We start from the raw sequence: 18216 nt of genomic DNA, 5'->3' as shown, positions 1-18216 counted from the left end.
GCAGGGGCTATTTATAGCCCCTGCGGCGATTGAGCAGCGGGGTCCGGGGCGGAGCCCCGTGGCGTGACCCATGTGCAGCGGTGACATGCGAGGGCCCAGAGCGCGGGTGATACTGCATCAAAACCGACATGGCGCGCCCACCGATCGGAAAGCCTCCTCGTGGAACCACGGAACTCGCCCTACGGACAGCAGACCTACGGGCAGCCCTACGGCCAACCCGAACCCCCCTACCAACCCGAACCACAGCCCCGACTCGACGCCGGAAAGCTGTGGGCGGGCGGAGTGATGACCGCCGTGATCGCCGCCCTCACGGCGGTGGTCGCCCTCCTCCTCGTACGAGGCGTGCTCGACGTCCCGGTGTTCGCGCCGGAGGGCGACGGCTTGATGGGCAACGCGACCACCGGAGCGCTCGCGGGCGGCGCCGCGGTGGCGGCGCTCGTCGCGACCGCGCTCCTCAACCTGCTGATCGTGGCGACGCCGCGGCCCGAGCGCTTCTTCGCCTGGATCATCGGCCTCGCGACCGCGGTCATGGTGCTGCTTCCGTTCACGACGGGTCTGACGTGGCAGGCGAAGCTGGGCACTGCCGGGGTGTACCTCGTGATCGGCATCGCCATCGGTTCCCTGCTGTCCTCGGTGGCGCGGGGCGCGGTGCGGCGCTACTGACGCGGGCCCCGGAAAACTCCTGGCCCGGACCGGACGGCCGCGCTACCCTCGGCTTCATGAACGTCATGCGTCGAAGCCTCACCACCGCGACCGCGCGAGCGACCAGCTCGCCGGTTGCCGCCGCCTGACGTACCCACCTCATCCACCGGCGACCGGAAACGGCCGCCGGTTTTCTGTTGCCCCAACGCGCTCCGTCCGGCCGCTTCCGGTGCCTCTCGCCCGCATCACGCGAAGGAGACACCCCATGCGCACCGACGACGTCGTCCGCACGTTCACCGAGTTCTACGAGGACCGCGGCCACCGCAGCGTCACCGGCTCGACGCTGTTGTCGCCGCCCGGCGACCCGGTCCTGTTCACCACCTCCGGAATGCACCCGCTCACCCCGTACTTGGAGGGCCGCCCCCATCCGCTGGGCCGACGGCTCGTCAACGTACAGCGGTGCCTGCGGACCACGGACCTGGAGGAGGTCGGCGACCCCACGCATCTGACGGTCTTCGAGATGCTCGGCACCTGGTCGCTCGGCGACTACGAGGGGCCGCGGAGCCTGGAGTGGGGGTACGAGCTGCTCACCGAGGGCTTCGGCATCGATCCGCGGATGCTGTACGTGACCGTGTTCGGCGGCGACGGGCAGACCGGGCCCGACACCGGTTCGCGGGAGGTGTGGGAGCGGCGCGGAGTCCCCGTCGAGGAGACCGTCGAGGACAACTGGTGGGACAACGGGCCGACCGGGCCGTGCGGTCCGGACTCGGAGATCTTCCTGTGGACCGGTGACACCCCGCCGGAGTCGAGCCCGACCAAGGACGAACGCTGGGTGGAAGTGTGGAACCACGTGACGATGCGTTACCGGCGCCTGGACGACGGCTCGTTGGTGCCACTCCCCCAGCGCAACGTCGACACCGGGCTCGGCCTGGAGCGGCTGTCCTCGCTGTTGCAGGGGAAGCCGTCGGTCTTCGAGTGCGACGTCTTCGATCCGTGGCGGCGGCTGCTGCCGGGCCTGTGGCCGCTGGACGAGCCGTCGTTCCGGGTGGTCGGCGACCATCTGCGCTCGTCCGTCGTGGTCGTCGGCGACGGGGTGCGGCCGTCGAACACCGGGCGCGGGTACGTGCTGCGCCGGCTGATCCGGCGGGTGCTGACCGTGCTGCGCCGCGAGGACCCGACCCGCACGCTCGGGGACCTGCCGGTCGAGCTGATCCGGCACACCCTGGACCACTTCCGCCAGGACCTCGACCCCTCCGACGTACGTCAGGTGCTGCTCGACGAGGAGCTGCGCTTCGACCGGCTCCTGGAGCGCGGCAGGAAGGTGCTGTCGCGGCCGCGGTTCTCGGGCCCGCTGAACGAAGACGACCTGCGGTACCTGCACGACACGCATGGGTTGCCACGGGAACTGGTGTTGGGCCTGCGGGGGCGGTAGGCGCCACTGCCGGGGCTCCGCCCCGGACCCCGCTCCTCAATCGCCGGCGGGGCTTGAAACACCCGCTACACCGGCAGCCCCTTCGGCTCCTTGATGCGCTTCATGATGATCTGCGAGTTCACCTCGGTGACCCCGTCGAGCGCGGTGAGCCGCTCGATCCACAGCCGTTCGTACGCGGCGAGGTCGGCGACCGCGATGCGCAGCATGCAGCCGGGGCTGCCGAAGAGCCGGTAGGCCTCTATGACGTCGGGGATGTCCTGGAGCGCGTGCTCGAACGCCTCGACGGAGGCGCGGTCGCGGCGCACCTCGATGGAGACGAGGACCTCGAAGCCGCGGCCGACGGCGGCCGGGTCGACGATCGCGCGGTAGCCCTGGATGACGCCGTCCTTCTCCAGCTGCCGCACGCGGCGCATGCACGGGGACGGGCTGAGGCCGACGCGTGCCGCCAGATCCTGATTGCTCAGGCGGCCGTCCTCCTGGAGCTCGCGCAAGATATGCAGGTCGATCCGGTCCATGGCGCAATCATGCACCACACTTTCCGCAATCAACGGCCAGGATTCGCAATCCGATTGCGCAGATCACGATTTATCCTTGCTGTAGATCGAACATACGCTCCCCACGCGCGCGGGAGCGCCGACTCTTCCGCGAGGCAGGTTCCATGGCACGCATCACCCTCATCAGCACCGGCGGCACCATCGCGAGCCGCTGGCAGGGCACCGGCTACGCCGCCGACGCCGGCGGGGACACGGTGCTGGCGTCGGCCGCGCTGCCGGAGGGTGTCGAGGTGAACGTCGTCGACCTGTTCAACGTGAACAGCTCGCGGATGACGACGGAGCTCCAGCTGACGCTGCTGCGCACGGTGCGCGAGGTGCTCGCCGACCCGGCCGTCGACGGCATCGTGGTCACGCACGGCACGGACACCCTGGAGGAGTCCGCGTTCCTGCTCGACCTGCACCACGACGACCCGCGCCCGGTCGTCTTCACCGGCGCCCAGAAGCCGCTCGGCCAGGCCGAGGGGGACGGCCCGGGGAACATGTACGACGCGCTCCAACTCGCCGCGAACGGCCGTGACCTGGGCGTCCTCATCGCCTTCGACGGAAAGGTGCACGCGGCACGCGGCACCGTGAAGACGCAGACCCTCGCGGCCGACGCCTTCGCCGACCCGTCCGCCGGACCGCTCGGCCGGCTCGGCTTCGGCCGCGTCGACCTGCGCCACAAGCCGAACCGCCCGGCCCCGCTGCCTCAGCCGGAGTCAGGAGCGGCGATACCGCGCGTCGACATCGTCATGCACCACAGCGACGCCGACGCCACGCTCTTCGAGGCGGCCGTCGCCGCGGGCGCGCGCGGCATCGTGCTGGTGGCCACGGGCGCGGGGAACGCGACGCCGGAGCTGGTCGACGCGGTGTCCTCGGCCGTACGCCGCGGAGTCCTCGTCGCCGTGTCTACGCGCGTATCCGCGGGCCCGCTCGCCGAGATCTACACGGGTGGCGGCGCCGTCGACCTGGTCGCCGCGGGCGCCGTGCTCAGCGGCACGCTGCGCGCGGGCCAGACCCGGATCGCCGTCCTGGCCGCGCTGCTCGCGGAGGTCTCCCCCGCCGCCCGTCCCGACCTGCTCAGCCGCCTGATCGACGCGCCGGGCGCACTGCCCGCCGGCACCGAGGCATCCGGCGAGCAGGCGGCCGCATAGGGCCCTTGCGGCGGATCAGAACTCCACGGCTTCTTCGTTGGGCGCGAGGCTGTCCATGAACGAGCTGACCGAGAACACGGCCCGGCCCGCGCCCGCCGGACCGTATCCGGGGGGCGAGGAGAGCCCGTGCTCGTCCATGGCGTTGCGGTACGCGTCGAGCAGCCGGATGTGGTACTCCAGCGGCGCGCCGTCCGGGTTCTCCTTGCCGAGCGGCGTCGTCGGCTCGGGGCACCACGTGGTGAAGCGCGGCGTGATGCCGTTCGACATGAAGAAGTTCAGGCCCTCCGTGGTGGAGGCGATGGCCTCGTCGACCGTCTTGAAGCCGAACGGCTCGGCCATCTCGACACCCGCCACGAAATTCGGGATGACGTTGCGCGCGCCGAAGACCTCGCGCGAGTCGAGGATCCGCTTGTGCCACTCGTCGCGGCCGACGTAGCGCTCCTTGCCGGGGCAGTACATCTTGAACAGGTACTCGTCCCACACCTCGAAGTTGGGGTGGTAGATCTGCACGCCGTAGTCCTTGAAGCGCTGCACATCGTCCTTGGGCAGCGCCTGCGCGACGACCTTGCCGATCCAGCGGCCCGGGAAGTACTCCTCGATGGCCTTGGCGTACCGCCCGTAGAAGTCCGCCTCGTCCAGGCCCTGGACCTTCGACGTGATCGCGCCGCCGGTCAGCGTGTACGCGGTCGACGTCTTCCCGGTGTCGTACTTGTTGATGATCTCGAGGGCCTCGAGGACCTCGTCGACATCCTTCACACCCGTGTACGGACGGCCCGCCGCCTTGTGCTGGCGCCAGTTGTGGTTGATGTCGCAGTACTGGCACTCCTCCTTGGCGCCGAAGTACTGGCAGACCCGGAACGCGGTCAGGTAGATCAGGTAGCCCCACTGGATCGTCGGGGCCACCTCCATGACCGACTTCCCGTTGGAGAGCTTGTGCCGGTAGTACTCCGGCATCGGCGGCACGCCCACGTCGGAGATCCGCTTGCCGTCGAGGTACAGGCCGAGCATGCCGTCCTCGTTCGACGCCACGCGGTACGGCGACTTCGGGTTCACGCGGACCGAGACGACCGTGCGGCGCAGGTCGTAGGGGCCACCGGTGAGGACGATCTCCTCGGGCGGGCGGCGCAGCGCGGCCTCGCCCAGCTCGGGCAGCGTGCCGTGGTCGAAGGAGAAGATGAAGTACGACTTCGGCTTGACCTCGCCGTCCTCGTTGTCACTCAGCGCGGACGCGTCGAAGGCGACACCGCCGCGCAGCAGGTCCTCCTTGAAGACCGCTTCCTTCGGAACGTGCGGGAAGCGCTCCATCAGGTCCTCTACCAGCGCCGTACGGCTCTGCATCCCGTTACTCCTCGACCCTCTGCTGTGCTGCGTCTTCTACGGTTTCTCGACTCCTCACGGTACGCCCCGGCCGCCGGTCAACCTTGCCGGGTCCCCGCTCGGGCCACGATGTGGGCGGGCGCGGTGATGCCGATGGGCAGCAGTGGATCGGCCGTGGGAGCGCCCCAGCGGGCGTTCAGCGGCAGGGTCCCGGCCCAGTGACCGAGCTCGGCGTCGGCCGACGCTCCGTCGTCGGGGGCGCCGGACCGGATCTTCACGGACGCCTCTTCGAGGGAGAGCGCGAGGATCGTGGTGGCGGCGAGCTCCTCGCGGTTCGGCTGCCGCGCGTACGTCCACTGGCCGGGGGTCGCGTGCTCGGTGAGCCGCCGGAGCCCCTCCAGCTTCTCGCCCTCGTCGGTGATCAGGCGCGGCACACCGTGCACCATGACGCTGCGGTAGTTCACCCCGTGCTCGAAGACGGAGCGGGCGAGGACAAGCCCGTCGACGTGGGTCACCGTCACGCACACCGCCGCCTCCGGGTCGGCCGCGAGGCTGCGGCCGGCCACGGTCCCGTGCACGTACAGCCACCGCTCGTCACGCCCGTAGACGGTCGGTACGACGACGGGGGCACCGTCGACCATGACACCGAGATGGCAGACGAAGCCCGCGTCGAGGATGGCCTCCAGGTCGGCGCGGTGGGTCAGCGGGAGGGTGCGGTGGTCGTCGGTCTGCGTCATGCGCAGGCACGGTACGCCAATCAAGCCCCTGCGGCGATTGAGCAGCGGGGTCCGGGGCGGAGCCCCGTGACGTCAACGAGAACTCAGGGGCTTGATTGCCGTGGTCCAATTCTCGGCAATCGTCACTCTGCGAAAGGCAGTCCCGTGTCAGCGATTACCAATTGGGCTCGCAACATCACCTTCGGCGCGGAACGGCTGTACCGGCCCGACACCGTCGACGAGTTGCGGGAAGTCGTCGGCAAGAGCGAGCACATACGGGTGCTCGGCAGCGGGCACTCGTTCAACCGGATCGCCGACGTGGACGTGGAGCGCGGCGGCGTGTTCGTTTCGCTGGGTGCGCTGCCGAGCCTGATCGACGTCGACACCGCGGAGCGCACCGTGCGGGTCGGCGGCGGCGTGCGGTACGCCGAACTGGCCGCCGCGCTGCACGCGCACGGGCTCGCGCTGCCCAACATGGCCTCGCTGCCGCACATTTCCGTTGCCGGTTCGGTGGCCACCGGCACGCACGGTTCGGGCAACGGCAACCGGTCGCTGGCCGAGGCCGTGCGGGCCGTGGATATCCTGACCGGGGACGGGGAGCTGGTCACGCTCGCGCGCGGGGACGCCGGTTTCGAGGGGGCGGTCGTCTCGCTCGGTGCGCTGGGCGTGGTGCTGTCGTTGACGCTGGACGTGGAGCCCTCCTTCGATGTATCGCAGCACGTTTTTCGTGAACTCCCCTTCCAGGGGCTCGACTTCGAGGCCGTGTCGGCCGCCGCGTACAGCGTCAGCCTGTTCACCGACTGGCGTGGGCCGCGCTTCGACCAGGTGTGGGTGAAGCGGCGGATGCCGGACGCGCTGGACTTCCCGTGGGCCGAGTCCGCCGCCGAGGCGCGGCATCCGGTGCCGGGGATGTCCGCCGTGCACTGCACCGAGCAGTTCGGGGTGCCCGGGCCCTGGCACGAGCGACTGCCGCATTTCCGGGCCGAGTTCACGCCCAGCAGCGGCGACGAGTTGCAGTCCGAGTATCTGCTGCCGCGCGAGCACGCCGTGGCCGCGCTTGCCGCCATCGACGCGGTGCGCGAGCGGATCGCAGACGTGGTCCAGGTCTGCGAGGTGCGCACGGTCGCCGCGGACACGCAGTGGCTGAGCCCCGCGTACGGCCGGGACACCGTCGCGTTCCACTTCACGTGGGTCGCGGACACGGAGCGGGTGCTCCCGGTCGTCTCCCTGGTGGAGGACCGACTGCGGGAGTTCGGGGCGCGGCCGCACTGGGGGAAGGTGTTCACGGCCGACCCGGCGCGCGTCGCCGGCCGGTATCCGCGGGCGGCGGACTTCGTGGCGCTGGCCGAACGCCTCGATCCGGAGGGGAAGTTCAGCAACGCGTTCGTGCGGAGGCTGCTGCCGCGCGGCGCGTGAGGGTGACGTGTGGGGGTAGCGCGTGGGGGTAGCACGTGGGGCGACTTCGTAAAGCCCTTTCTCCAACCCCTTGTCGAAGTCCGTCAGGCGCTCCTAGCCTGACGGCATGAAGCGCACGTCCCGCGACATACGGACGGCGAACCGGTACGAGGTGCTGCGCCGCTGCCTCGACCGGCCCGCTGTCTCCCGGCAGGAGTTGGCCGCGGAGACGGGCCTCAGCTCGGCGACCGTCGCCACGCTCGTCGGCGAGCTGCTCGACCTGGGGATCCTGGTCACGGACGGTTTCGTGGACTCGGCGGGCGGGCGGCCGCGCGGCCTCGTCTCCGTCGACGCGGGCCACGGCTCGCTCGTCGGCGTGGACGTCGCGGAGACGTATGTGCACGCCGAGCTGTTCGACCTGAACCTGCGCGTCGTCGCCTGCTCCGACCGCCAACTGCGGCCCGGCGCACACGAACCCGGGCATGTGGTCGCCGTGATCGCGGACGCGGTCCGGTCCGTGCTCGACGCCGACACCGACACCGGCGGGCCCGTGCTCGGCGTCGGCGTCTGCATGCCGGGGCTCGTCGACCGGCAGGGCGGCATCAGCGTGTACGCCCCGAACTGGGGCTGGCACGGGGCGGTGCCGCTGCGGGAGCTGCTGGCGGAGCATCTCGACGTACCCCTGTACCTGGACAATCCGCTGCGCGCCTCCACCGTCGCCGAGCTGTGGTTCGGGGCGGCGCGCGGGCGGGACGACGCGGTCGTCGTCAACCTCGGCACGGGCGTCGGTGCGGGGCTCGCGCTCGGCGGGGAGCTGCATCGGGGTGTCACCAACAGTGCGGGCGAGTGGGGACACACCACGCTCGTGCTCGACGGTCGGCCGTGCCACTGCGGTGGCCGGGGGTGTGTGGAGGCGTACGTGGGGGCGCCCGGCATCATGCGCAACTTGCGGGAGCTGCACCCGGGTTCGCCGCTCCTCCACGCGGACGACCAGACCGCCACGATCTCTGCCATCGGGCGGGCCGCGGCGGAGGGCTCCGCCGCGGCGCTGGATGTGGTGCGGGAGACCGCGCGGTATCTCGGTGCGGCGGTCGCCGATCTCGTCAATCTGCTCAATCCCGAGGTTGTGGTGCTCAGTAGTTGGGTCGCGGGGGCGCTTGGCGGTCCCCTTCTGGAGGAGGTTCGGGGGGCGGCGGCGCGGGGTTCGCTCGCGGGGCCGTTCGCTGCCGCGGAGATTGTTCTTTCGCCCATTCCTACGGATCCGGTGAGTTTGGGCGCGGCCACGTTTGCGCTGGAGGGCGTGTTGGGCCGTGCCGGGGTTGACGCCGCGGGGCTCCGCCCCGGACCCCGCGGGCTCTCGTACGAAAGACGGGCTTGATTTTAAGGAGACTCATGTCCATCGCTTACGTAACCGACCCCTCTCCCGGCCACGGGGCGCTCCCGCCCCGCGCCTGGTACGCCGAGTCGTCTGCCAACTCGTTGTCTCTCAATGGTGATTGGGGATTTCGGCTGGCGGCGCGGGCCGATGCGTACGACGAGTCCTTCGTCTCGCCGGGGTACGACGCCGAAAGGTGGAGCGGCGTCAGGGTGCCCGGGCATTGGGTGATGCAGGGGCACGGGGCGCCCGTCTACACGAACGTGCTGTACCCGTTCCCCATCGACCCGCCGCGCGTTCCCGACGAGAACCCGACCGGGGATCACCTGCGCGTCTTCGATCTGCCCGGCGACTGGCCCGACGACGGCTCGGCCGTGGTCCGCTTCGACGGGGTCGAGTCCTGCGCGAAGGTGTGGCTGAACGGGACGGAGCTCGGCGAGTTCAAGGGGAGCCGGCTGCCGCACGAGTTCGAGGTCGGCCACCTCCTCGCCCCCACCGGCAACGTGCTCGCGGTCCGCGTGCACCAGTGGTCCGCGGGCTCCTACCTGGAGGACCAGGACCAGTGGTGGCTGCCCGGCATCTTCCGCGACGTGACCCTTCTGCACCGCCCCGCCGGAGGCGTCGGGGACTTCTTCACGCACGCCTCGTACGACCACACCACCGGTCGCGGGACACTCCGCGTCGACAGCGACGTGGCGGGGCGGATCACCGTGCCGGAGCTGGGTGTTGATGTGACCACCGGTGAGTCGGTGACCGTCGCCGTCGAGCCGTGGACTGCCGAGACTCCTCGCCTGTACGACGGCGAACTCGCGACGGCCGGTGAGCGGGTGCCGCTGCGGATCGGCTTCCGTACGGTGGAGCTGTCCGACGGGCTGATCAGGGTCAACGGCACGCCGATCCTCTTCAAGGGCGTCAACCGACACGAGTGGCACCCCGAACACGGCCGCGCACTCGACCTCGAAACCATGCGCCACGACGTCGAGTTGATGAAGTCCCACCACATCAACGCCGTCCGCACCTCCCACTACCCGCCGCACCCGGCCTTCCTCGCCCTGTGCGACGAGTACGGGCTGTGGGTCATCGACGAGTGCGACCTGGAGACCCACGGGTTCGCCGAACAGGGCTGGCGGGACAACCCGGTCGATGACGAGCGCTGGACTCCGGCGCTGCTCGATCGCGCCGCCCGCATGGTCGAGCGCGACAAGAATCATCCGTCCGTCGTGATGTGGTCGCTCGGCAATGAGGCCGGCACCGGGCGCGGGCTCACCGCCATGGCCGAATGGATCCACGCGCGCGACCCGGAGCGCCTCGTCCACTACGAGGGCGACATCAACTGCCGTGACACCGACGTCTATTCACGCATGTACGCCGACCATGCCGAGGTCGAGCTGATCGGCCGGGGTCTCGACGGCGGACCCGAGAGGCGCCGCGCGCTCCCCTTCATCCAGTGCGAGTACGCGCACGCCATGGGCAACGGTCCCGGCGGACTCGCCGACTACCAGCGGCTGTTCGAGAAGCACGACCGGCTGCAGGGCGCATTCGTGTGGGAGTGGATCGACCACGGGATCGCCGACGAGCGGTACGGGTACGCGTACGGCGGTGACTTCGGCGAGGAGCTGCACGACGGGAACTTCGTCTGCGACGGGCTGCTGTTCCCGGACCGGACGCCGTCGCCGGGGCTCATCGAGTTCAAGAAGGTGATCGAGCCGGTCCGGATCACCGTCGACGGGGACGCCGGAACCGTGCGCGTCACCAACCGCTACGACTTCCGCGACCTGTCCCACCTGGCTTTCGACTGGGCGTACGAGGTGGAGGGCGAGGCCGTGCAGCGCGGCACGCTCACCGTGCCCCCGCTCGCCCCCGGCGAGTCCGCGGACGTGAAGCTGCCGGCTCCGGCCGGGGACGACGGGTACTGGACGGTCCGGGCGCTGGACGGCGACGGCCGGGAGGTGGTGTGGGGTCAGAACAATGTCGCAGTTATACGTAACACTGCGACATTTTTCGGAGGGCACACCTCGTCGGCCGACGGTGTGATGACGCTCGGCCCCGCCACCTTCGACGCCCGCACCGGGGACCTCCGCACCATCGGCCACGTCACCCTCGCCTCCGCTCCCCGCCTCGACGTGTGGCGCGCCCCGACGGACAACGACGACGGTGCGAGCTGGCAGAACGACGAGCGGCTCGGCCTGCTGTGGCGGACGTTCGGCCTGCACCGCATGCAACACCGTGTCGACGGCGTCGAGTTGAACGACGACTCACTGCTGGTCCGCACGCGGGTCGGCCCGGCGAGCCGGGACATCAGCCTGCGGGCGACCTACCACTGGACGGCGGACGACGAGCGCCTACGGCTCACCGTGTCCGTCACACCCGAGGGCGACTGGCGACTCCCACTGCCCCGGCTCGGCATCCAACTCGGGCTCCCCGTCGGCGACTTGAGTGTGCGCTGGTTCGGCGGCGGCCCCGGTGAGGCCTACCCGGACACGCGCGAGGCGGCGCGGCTCGGCCGCTGGGAGTCGACCGTTGACGCCCTGCACACCCCGTACGTGCGCCCGCAGGAGAACGGGGCGCGGGTCGGCGTCCGCTGGGCGGAGCTCGGCGGCCTGCGCATCGAGGGCGAACCCGAGTACGCGCTCACGGCCCGCCGCTGGACGACGCAGCAGCTCGACGCGGCCACGCACCGCACCGACCTGACCCCCGGCGACACCCTGTGGATCCACCTCGACCACGCACAACAGGGCATCGGCACGCAATCGTGCGGCCCCGGCGTCCTCCCCCAGTACCGACTGACACCCGAACCGACCACATTCACGTTCACCTTCAGCCAGTTGAGGTAGCCGGCCATGTCGGCCGGGACGGCGGTCCCATCGCCGCCCCGGCCGACCCGACGGCCGCCGGGGCAGGTCACCGAGGACCTTTCCACTCGGGCAGCCGCTGCCAGTCGTCCGTCGCTGCCGCAATGATCGGCTCGACCTCCGCCGCGGTCAGCGCGACGGCCATGTCACGCAGACAGGCACAGTCCGCGGGAGCAACCCCCCGCAGGGCACAGGTGACGATTCCGCAGATCTGCAACGCCCGTGCGGCAAGCACGAGTTGGCTGTCGAACGGCAGCGAGACACGTCGGACGAGCTCGCCGGCGAAGGCCGCCATGAGATCCGTCCCGCCAGATTGACGGACCGCGCCCGCCACTCCGTCGCGCAGATACGCGTGCGTGCTCGACTTGAGCAATTCGCGCGCCGCAGCGGCGAGTTCATCACACCCGCCCGGCTTTCGCTGTTCGCCGACGAGGGCACGCCAGGTCGCCTCCGACGTGCACTCGGCGGCGCGGGCCGCGATCACGTCGACCGCTCCCTTGTCGAGAAGGTCGGCCCACAGGGCTGCCCCCGCGTCGACGCCCCCAGCTCGGTGGGCGGCGTCCACGGCCCCGGCGTTCGGCCGTCCGTTGAAGCGAATCCCGCCCACATGGAAATGGCACCGCACCTTGTCCTGCCGCACGCGACGACGACAGGACGTGTGCTTCTTCGTCTCCGCACCGCACAGGTGGCCCATGCGCCGAGTGTCAAAATCCGACACGCGCCCCGCAACACGGAGCCTGCGGCACCGTCGTCAACCGGTCGCGGCCCCTTGTCCGAATCAGGCCCCCCGCAAGACTTCACCGATCCCCTCCGGCCACCGACCGCCCATGCCGCCCCATCGAATGCTCCCTCACGCCCTTCCGTCGGCCTCCCCTGCCCGCCCGTATTCGACGGGATCCGTTCTCCTGTACGCCCATTGGCCGCCGCGGCGCGTCAACAGTCGCTCACACAGTGCCGGAGCCGCGATGGCGTCCGATCTCCGTGGCGGCTCAGGACCGGCCCTGGCCGGTGAATGCCGGGCCCCGGCGCGCACCGCCCCGCCCCGGTTGACATCATGGACAGGTGAACTTTCGGTCGATCTACAGTCACGGTTTCGCGCGGGTCGCCGCGTGCACCGGCCACGCCGCCATCGCCGACCCGCGCACCAACGCGGAGGCCGTCCTGCGCCAGGGCCGCCGTTGCGCGGAGGACGGGGTCGCCGTCGCGCTCTTCCCCGAGATGGGCCTGTGCGGGTACTCCATCGAGGACCTGGTGCTCCAGGACCCGGTGCTCGACGAGGTGGAGCAGGCTCTCGCCGACATCGTCAAGGGCTCCGCGGACCTGCTGCCGGTCCTCGTGGTCGGCGCGCCCCTGCGGCACCGCAACCGCATCTACAACTGCGCGGTCGTCGTGCACCGCGGCCGGGTCCTCGGCGTGGCACCCAAGTCGTACCTCCCCACCTACCGGGAGTTCTATGAGAAGCGCCAGATCGCGGCGGGCGACGACGAGCGCGGCGGCACGATCCGGGTCGGGGGCAGCGAGGTCCCCTTCGGGACGGACCTGCTCTTCGCGGCCGAGGACGTACCCGGACTGGTCCTGCACGCGGAGATCTGCGAGGACATGTGGGTTCCGCTGCCTCCCAGCGCGGAAGCGGCCCTCGCCGGCGCGACCGTCCTGCTGAACCTCTCCGGCAGCCCCATCACGGTCGGCCGCGCCGAGGACCGCAAGCTGCTGTGCCGGTCGGCGTCGGCGCGCTGTCTGAGCGCCTACGTGTACGCGGCGGCCGGAGCGGGAGAGTCCACCACGGACCTGTCCTGGGACGGGCAGACCATGATCTTCGAGAACGGGGTGCTGCTCGCCGAGACGGACCGCTTCCCGCTCGGTGACCAGCACGCGGTCGCCGACGTCGACCTCGACCTGCTGCGCCAGGAGCGCCAGCGCATGGGCACGTTCGACGACAACCGCCGCACGCACACCGCGCGCACCGGTGACTTCCGCCGCGTGGACTTCCACCTGGACCCGCCGACGAGCACCGACCTCGGCCTCAAGCGCCGCGTCGAGCGCTTCCCGTTCGTCCCCGCCGACGCCGAGCGTCTCGCCCAGGACTGCTACGAGGCGTACAACATCCAGGTCTCGGGCCTGGTCCAGCGGCTCGGCGCGATCGGCGGCCCAAAGATCGTCATCGGCGTCTCCGGCGGCCTCGACTCCACGCACGCCCTGATCGTCGCGGCCCGCGCGATGGACCGGGCGGGCCGCCCGCGCACCGACATCCTGGCCTTTACGATGCCGGGCTTCGCGACGGGCGAGCACACCAAGTCCAACGCGCACGCGCTCATGAAGTCCCTCGGCGTCACCGCCGCCGAACTGGACATCACCGACACGGCCCGCCTGATGCTCGGCGAGATGGACCACCCCTTCGCGAACGGCGAGCCTGCGTACGACGTCACCTTCGAGAACGTCCAGGCGGGCCTGCGCACCGACTACCTGTTCCGCCTCGCCAACCAGCGCGGCGGCATCGTCCTCGGCACCGGCGACCTGTCCGAGCTGGCGCTCGGCTGGTGCACGTACGGCGTCGGCGACCAGATGAGCCACTACAACGTCAACGGCGGCGTGCCCAAGACGCTCATCCAGCACCTCATCCGCTGGGTCGTCAGCAGCGACCAGTTCGGCGACGAGGCCGGGAAGATCCTCACCGCGATTCTCGACACGGAGATCAGCCCCGAGCTGGTCCCCGGCGAGGAGTTGCAGTCCACCGAGTCGAAGATCGGCCCGTACGCGCTGCACGACTTCACGCTCTACTACGTGCTGCGACACGGCTTCCGGCCCTCGAAGATCGCGTTCCTGGCGTGGCACGCCTGGCGCGACGTGGAGGCGGGTGCCTGGCCGCCCGGCTTCCCTGAGGACAAGCGCAGCGCGTACGACCTCGCGGAGATCAAGCACTGGCTGGAGTACTTCTGCCGCCGCTTCTTCCAGTTCGCGCAGTTCAAGCGGTCCGCGATGCCGAACGGCCCGAAGGTGTCGGCCGGCGGTTCGCTCTCGCCGCGCGGCGACTGGCGCGCCCCGTCCGACGGCAACGCGCGGGTGTGGCTGAGGGACCTGGAGCGGTGGGAGTGGCCGGAGGGGGCGTGAGCCCTCAGGAGTGCTTGGGACTGTGACGCCTGACGACGATATTTCCGTCGTCTGGCGTCACAGTCCCCCTCTCACACCGCTCCCACCGGCCCCGCGCGGAAGGTGCGGCGGTACGCCTGCGGGGTGACCCCGATGGTGGCGTGCAGGTGCTGGCGCAGGGACGTTCCGGTGGCGAAGCCGACCTCGGCCGCGATGCGGTCCACCGGGAGGTCCGTGGATTCCAGGAGGTGGCGGGCCCTGTGCACGCGCTGGCGGATCAGCCAGCGGCCGGGGCTCGTGCCCGTCTCCTCCTGGAAGCGGCGGGCGAAGGTGCGCGGGCTCATCCGGGCGTGGTCGGCCAGCTCCCGCAGCGCGAGCGGCTGGTCGAGGCGCTCCAGGGCCCAGGCGCGGGCGGGCGCGGTGCCGCTGTCGCCCTCCTCGGGCACGGGCTGCTCGATGTACTGGGCCTGGCCGCCCTCGCGCCACGGCGGGACGACGCAGCACTTGGCCACGAAGTTGGCGAGGGCGCTGCCGTGGTCGGAGCGCACCAGGTGCAGGCAGACGTCGAGGCCGGAGGCCGCGCCCGCGGACGTCAGTACGTCGCCGTCCTCGACGAACAGCACGTCCGGGTCGAGGTCGACGTGCGGGAACATCCGGCGGAAGCGGTCCGCGAGCGCCCAGTGGGTGGTGGCGCGCCGGCCGTCGAGCATCCCGGCCTCGGCGAGCGCGAACGCTCCCGTGCAGATGGAGACGGTGCGGGCGCCGGGCCTGATGCGGGCGAGCGCGGCCCGTTCCGCGGCGGGCAGCGGGTCGTCGATGCGCGCCATGTCGTACGGCGGGACGATCACGGTGTCCGCTGTCTCCAGCGCCTCCGGGCCGTGCGCGACGGTGATCGTGAAGTCGGCGTCCGTACGTACCGTGCGGGTCGATGTCGCGGCGCAGGTCACGACCTCGTAGGCCGCGTCCGCCGAGCCGAAGACCCGCTTCGGGATGCCGAGCTCGAAGGGGTAGACGCCGTCGAGCGCGAGCACGACCACGCGGTGGGGAACGGGGGACTCTGGAACGCTCATGGCACGATTCTATCGCTGGATGACCATCTTGCCATTGCCCGTCTCGGGCCCGTGGGCGCAGGCTGGACTCATGAGCGACGACAACACCACCGTGACCACCACCATGAAGGCCATCAGCCAGGACACCCTCGGGGCGCCCGAGGTGCTCCACGAGGTCGAGCTTCCGCGACCGAAGCCGGGCATCGGACAGATCGTGGTCGCCGTGCACGCGGCGGGCCTCAACCCCACCGACTACAAGCACCGCGACTCCGGGCTCTTCCTCGGCAAGCCGCCGTTCGTGCTCGGCTGGGACGTGTCCGGGGTCGTCGAGGCGGTCGGCCTCGGCGTCGCCGTGTTCAAGCCGGGCGACGAGGTGTTCGGCATGCTGCCGTATCCGTACGGGGCCGGTTCGCACGCCGAGTACGTGGCCGGGCCCGCCCGCGCCTTCGTGCCGAAGCCCGAGGGGCTCGGCCATGTCGAGGCGGGCGCGCTGCCGCTCGTCGGACTCACCGCCTGGCAGGCGCTCGTCGACGTCGCCCAAGTGGAGCCGGGGCAGCGGGTGTTGATCCACGCCGCGGCCGGTGGCGTGGGGCATGTGGCGGTGCAGATCGCCAAGGCGCACGGCGCGTACGTCATCGGGACGGCCTCCGCCGCCAAGCACGAGTTCGTACGGGGCCTGGGCGCCGACGAGGTCATCGACTACCGCACCACTGACGTCGCGGCCGAGGTGCGTGACATCGACGTCGTGCTCGACACCCTGGGCGGCGAGGACCGGCTGCGGTCACTGGACGTGCTGAAGCCGGGCGGCGTGCTCGTTTCGCTGCTGCCCGGGAACTTCGACGAAGTGACCGCGCGGGCCCGCGAGTTGGGTGTGCGGGCCATCGCCATGCTCGTCGAGTACGACCAGGCGGGCATGCGGGCGGTCTCCGAACTCGTCACGTCGGGCAAGCTCGCGGTGCACGTGGCCGACACCTATCCGCTGGCCGAGGCCGCCAAGGCGCACGCAGAGGGTGACACGGGGCGGGTGACGGGGAAGCTGGTGCTCACGGTGCGGTAGGCGGCCCGGTCGGGTGCGGTTCGGCTAGCGTCGACCGTATGATCAGCAACTCCTTCACCCGCGCCGCCGCCCGGGGCACGATCGTCCTCGACGGCGGGCTGTCCAATCAGTTGGAGGCCGCCGGGCACGATCTGGGCGACGAGCTGTGGTCGGCCCGGCTGCTCGCCGAGGAGCCGGGGGCGATCGTCGCGGCGCATCGGGCGTATTACGAGGCGGGCGCGGATGTCGCCATCACGGCGAGCTACCAGGCCACCTTCGAGGGGTTCGCGCGGCGTGGTATCGGGCGGGTGCGGGCCGCCGAACTCATGGCGTCGAGCGTGGAGTTGGCGCGCGAGGCGGCCGCCGGTTTCGGGCGGCCGCTGTGGGTGGCCGCGTCCGCCGGGCCGTACGGGGCGATGCTCGCCGACGGGTCGGAGTACCGGGGGCGGTACGGGCTGAGCGAGGAGGAGTTGTACGCGTTCCACCGGCCACGCCTTGAGGTGCTCGCCGGGGCGGCGCCGGATGTGTTCGCCCTGGAGACCGTGCCCGACGCGGACGAGGCGCGGGCGCTGGTGCGGGCGGTGCGCGGGCTCGGGGTGCCGGCCTGGCTGTCGTACAGCGTGGACGGGGTTCGTACGCGCGCCGGGCAGCCGCTGGAGGAGGCTTTCGAGGTGGCTGCCGATGCCGAGGAGGTCGTCGCGGTCGGCGTCAACTGCTGTGCTCCGCGGGACGTGGAGGCGGCTGTGCGGCTCGCCGCCCGTGTCACCGGGAAGCCCGTCGTCGTCTACCCGAACAGCGGCGAGGAGTGGGACGCCGATGCGCGCGCGTGGGCGGGGCGGGCCACGTTCGCTCCGGATCAGGTGACCGCGTGGCGGGACGCCGGGGCCCAACTGATCGGTGGCTGCTGCCGGGTGGGGCCGGGGGCCGTGGCGGGGATCGCGGCGGCGCTGGACGCCTAAAGGCTTCCCTCGCGGGCCGCCCAGCGCACCGCCCCGGCCAGATGGGTCCGGAAGGCCGGGTCGTCGTAGGCCTCGGTGGCGTGGCCGAGGGAGGTGTAGAACATCCGGCCCGGTCCCGGTGCCACGGGATCCCTGCACCACACCAGCGGGTGGTCACCGCCCATGGTCGCCCCCTCGTACGAGGATTCGTCGGCGTACGCGAGGACCCGCACGGTCGGATCCTCGCGCGGGTCGGAGCGGAAGTCGTACCACTCGTCGGTGAACTCCCAGTGGTTCGGCAGGTGTTGGGTCGCCGGGTGGTCGTGGTCGGCGACCCGGACGCGGCCCGGCTGGTACGCGGGGTGCCGGTCGAAGCGCGCCGCGAGCAGGTCCCCGTAGTACGGCCACCCGTATTCGGTGCAGGCGGCCGCGTGCACGCCGACGAAGCCGCCGCCTCCGTCCACGTACGCCGCGAGCCGTTCGCGCCCGGCGGGGGTGAGGACGTCACCGCTGGTGGAGAGGAAGACGACCGCGTCCGGGCGGGTGTCGAGCGCGCGCTCGAACGCGGCCGGGTCCTCGGTGTGCCGCACGTCGAAGCCGAGTGTGCGCAGGGCCCGGACGGCGCCCGGGATGGAGTCGTGGCGGTAATCCGCGGTGCGGCTGTACACGAGCGTCGCGACGGGCATGCCC

At 71.1% G+C, this 18216-nt stretch carries 15 protein-coding genes; 9 read left to right on the top strand and 6 right to left on the bottom strand.

Going from position 1 to position 18216, the window contains the following annotated elements:
- Positions 1–159 precede the first annotated feature (159 nt).
- Positions 160–663 (top strand): DUF6069 family protein, encoded by a 504-nt coding sequence (locus ABT004_RS06140; protein WP_351331740.1) that lies wholly within the window; start codon positions 160–162, stop codon positions 661–663.
- A 244-nt stretch (positions 664–907) separates the two neighbouring features.
- On the top strand, positions 908–2074 hold the full coding sequence (locus tag ABT004_RS06135) for an alanine--tRNA ligase-related protein (RefSeq protein ID WP_351331739.1): 1167 nt from the start codon (positions 908–910) through the stop codon (positions 2072–2074).
- A gap of 65 nt (positions 2075–2139) precedes the next feature.
- Here ABT004_RS06135 and ABT004_RS06130 read toward each other — a convergent pair whose 3' ends face one another.
- Positions 2140–2589 carry an Lrp/AsnC family transcriptional regulator gene (locus tag ABT004_RS06130; protein WP_351331737.1) on the bottom strand — a complete coding sequence of 150 codons (450 nt, stop codon included), beginning with the start codon at positions 2587–2589 and terminating at the stop codon, positions 2140–2142.
- A gap of 143 nt (positions 2590–2732) precedes the next feature.
- Here ABT004_RS06130 and ABT004_RS06125 point away from each other — a divergent pair, with 143 nt between their 5' ends.
- Positions 2733–3761: an asparaginase gene (locus ABT004_RS06125; RefSeq protein WP_351331735.1), complete on the top strand. Its 1029-nt coding sequence runs from the start codon at positions 2733–2735 to the stop codon at positions 3759–3761.
- Positions 3762–3776: 15 nt separating this feature from the next.
- Here ABT004_RS06125 and ABT004_RS06120 read toward each other — a convergent pair whose 3' ends face one another.
- Both ABT004_RS06120 and ABT004_RS06115 read right to left on the bottom strand, forming a co-directional pair.
- Positions 3777–5099 carry a radical SAM protein gene (locus ABT004_RS06120; protein WP_351331733.1) on the bottom strand — a complete coding sequence of 441 codons (1323 nt, stop codon included), beginning with the start codon at positions 5097–5099 and terminating at the stop codon, positions 3777–3779.
- A gap of 77 nt (positions 5100–5176) precedes the next feature.
- On the bottom strand, positions 5177–5815 hold the full coding sequence (locus tag ABT004_RS06115; RefSeq protein WP_351331731.1) for a pyridoxamine 5'-phosphate oxidase family protein: 639 nt from the start codon (positions 5813–5815) through the stop codon (positions 5177–5179).
- Between the two features lie 144 nt (positions 5816–5959).
- Here ABT004_RS06115 and ABT004_RS06110 point away from each other — a divergent pair, with 144 nt between their 5' ends.
- The 3 genes from ABT004_RS06110 (at position 5960) to ABT004_RS06100 (ending at position 11398) form a co-directional block, all read left to right on the top strand.
- Positions 5960–7210: an FAD-binding protein gene (locus tag ABT004_RS06110; protein WP_351331729.1), complete on the top strand. Its 1251-nt coding sequence runs from the start codon at positions 5960–5962 to the stop codon at positions 7208–7210.
- A gap of 106 nt (positions 7211–7316) precedes the next feature.
- Positions 7317–8567, top strand: a complete 1251-nt coding sequence (locus ABT004_RS06105) for an ROK family transcriptional regulator (protein ID WP_351331727.1) — start codon at positions 7317–7319, stop codon at positions 8565–8567.
- Positions 8568–8581: 14 nt separating this feature from the next.
- Entirely contained in the window at positions 8582–11398 is a 2817-nt protein-coding gene (locus ABT004_RS06100; protein ID WP_351331725.1) for a glycoside hydrolase family 2 TIM barrel-domain containing protein, read from the top strand.
- A gap of 67 nt (positions 11399–11465) precedes the next feature.
- Here the strand turns inward: ABT004_RS06100 and ABT004_RS06095 are convergent, their stop codons facing one another.
- A complete protein-coding gene (locus tag ABT004_RS06095) occupies positions 11466–12110 on the bottom strand; it encodes a hypothetical protein (protein WP_351331723.1) in 645 nt (214 codons plus the stop codon).
- Positions 12111–12478: 368 nt separating this feature from the next.
- Between ABT004_RS06095 and ABT004_RS06090 the strand changes: the two genes are divergently transcribed.
- A complete protein-coding gene (locus tag ABT004_RS06090) occupies positions 12479–14524 on the top strand; it encodes an NAD(+) synthase (protein WP_351331721.1) in 2046 nt (681 codons plus the stop codon).
- A gap of 71 nt (positions 14525–14595) precedes the next feature.
- On the opposite strand, the gene ABT004_RS06085 is transcribed toward ABT004_RS06090, so the two are convergent.
- Positions 14596–15573 (bottom strand): GlxA family transcriptional regulator, encoded by a 978-nt coding sequence (locus ABT004_RS06085; RefSeq protein ID WP_351331719.1) that lies wholly within the window; start codon positions 15571–15573, stop codon positions 14596–14598.
- Positions 15574–15643: 70 nt separating this feature from the next.
- On the opposite strand from ABT004_RS06085, the gene ABT004_RS06080 reads away from it, so the two are divergent.
- Entirely contained in the window at positions 15644–16609 is a 966-nt protein-coding gene (locus ABT004_RS06080) for an NADP-dependent oxidoreductase (RefSeq protein ID WP_351331717.1), read from the top strand.
- 38 nt (positions 16610–16647) lie between these two features.
- A complete protein-coding gene (gene mmuM / locus ABT004_RS06075) occupies positions 16648–17547 on the top strand; it encodes a homocysteine S-methyltransferase (protein WP_351331716.1) in 900 nt (299 codons plus the stop codon).
- Here the strand turns inward: mmuM and ABT004_RS06070 are convergent.
- A complete protein-coding gene (locus ABT004_RS06070) occupies positions 17544–18212 on the bottom strand; it encodes a ThuA domain-containing protein (RefSeq protein WP_351331714.1) in 669 nt (222 codons plus the stop codon). The two genes, mmuM and ABT004_RS06070, sit on opposite strands and share 4 nt — an antisense overlap.
- Positions 18213–18216: the final 4 nt, after the last annotated feature.

This window comes from Streptomyces sp. NPDC002790, from assembly GCF_040295505.1.
In the GTDB taxonomy this organism is placed as follows: domain Bacteria; phylum Actinomycetota; class Actinomycetes; order Streptomycetales; family Streptomycetaceae; genus Streptomyces.
Note: the sequence above shows the minus strand (reverse complement) of the source record. Positions and strands in the feature narration are given on the sequence as shown.

Coding starts and splice junctions, on each gene's coding strand:
- ABT004_RS06135 (WP_351331739.1), top strand. CDS start 908: ATGCGCACCGACGACGTCGTCCGCACGTTCACCGAGTTCTACGAGGAC.
- ABT004_RS06115 (WP_351331731.1), bottom strand. CDS start 5,815: ATGACGCAGACCGACGACCACCGCACCCTCCCGCTGACCCACCGCGCC.
- ABT004_RS06085 (WP_351331719.1), bottom strand. CDS start 15,573: ATGAGCGTTCCAGAGTCCCCCGTTCCCCACCGCGTGGTCGTGCTCGCG.
- ABT004_RS06100 (WP_351331725.1), top strand. CDS start 8,582: ATGTCCATCGCTTACGTAACCGACCCCTCTCCCGGCCACGGGGCGCTC.
- ABT004_RS06080 (WP_351331717.1), top strand. CDS start 15,644: ATGAGCGACGACAACACCACCGTGACCACCACCATGAAGGCCATCAGC.
- ABT004_RS06125 (WP_351331735.1), top strand. CDS start 2,733: ATGGCACGCATCACCCTCATCAGCACCGGCGGCACCATCGCGAGCCGC.
- ABT004_RS06070 (WP_351331714.1), bottom strand. CDS start 18,212: ATGCCCGTCGCGACGCTCGTGTACAGCCGCACCGCGGATTACCGCCAC.
- ABT004_RS06120 (WP_351331733.1), bottom strand. CDS start 5,099: ATGCAGAGCCGTACGGCGCTGGTAGAGGACCTGATGGAGCGCTTCCCG.
- mmuM (WP_351331716.1), top strand. CDS start 16,648: ATGATCAGCAACTCCTTCACCCGCGCCGCCGCCCGGGGCACGATCGTC.
- ABT004_RS06095 (WP_351331723.1), bottom strand. CDS start 12,110: ATGGGCCACCTGTGCGGTGCGGAGACGAAGAAGCACACGTCCTGTCGT.
- ABT004_RS06130 (WP_351331737.1), bottom strand. CDS start 2,589: ATGGACCGGATCGACCTGCATATCTTGCGCGAGCTCCAGGAGGACGGC.
- ABT004_RS06105 (WP_351331727.1), top strand. CDS start 7,317: ATGAAGCGCACGTCCCGCGACATACGGACGGCGAACCGGTACGAGGTG.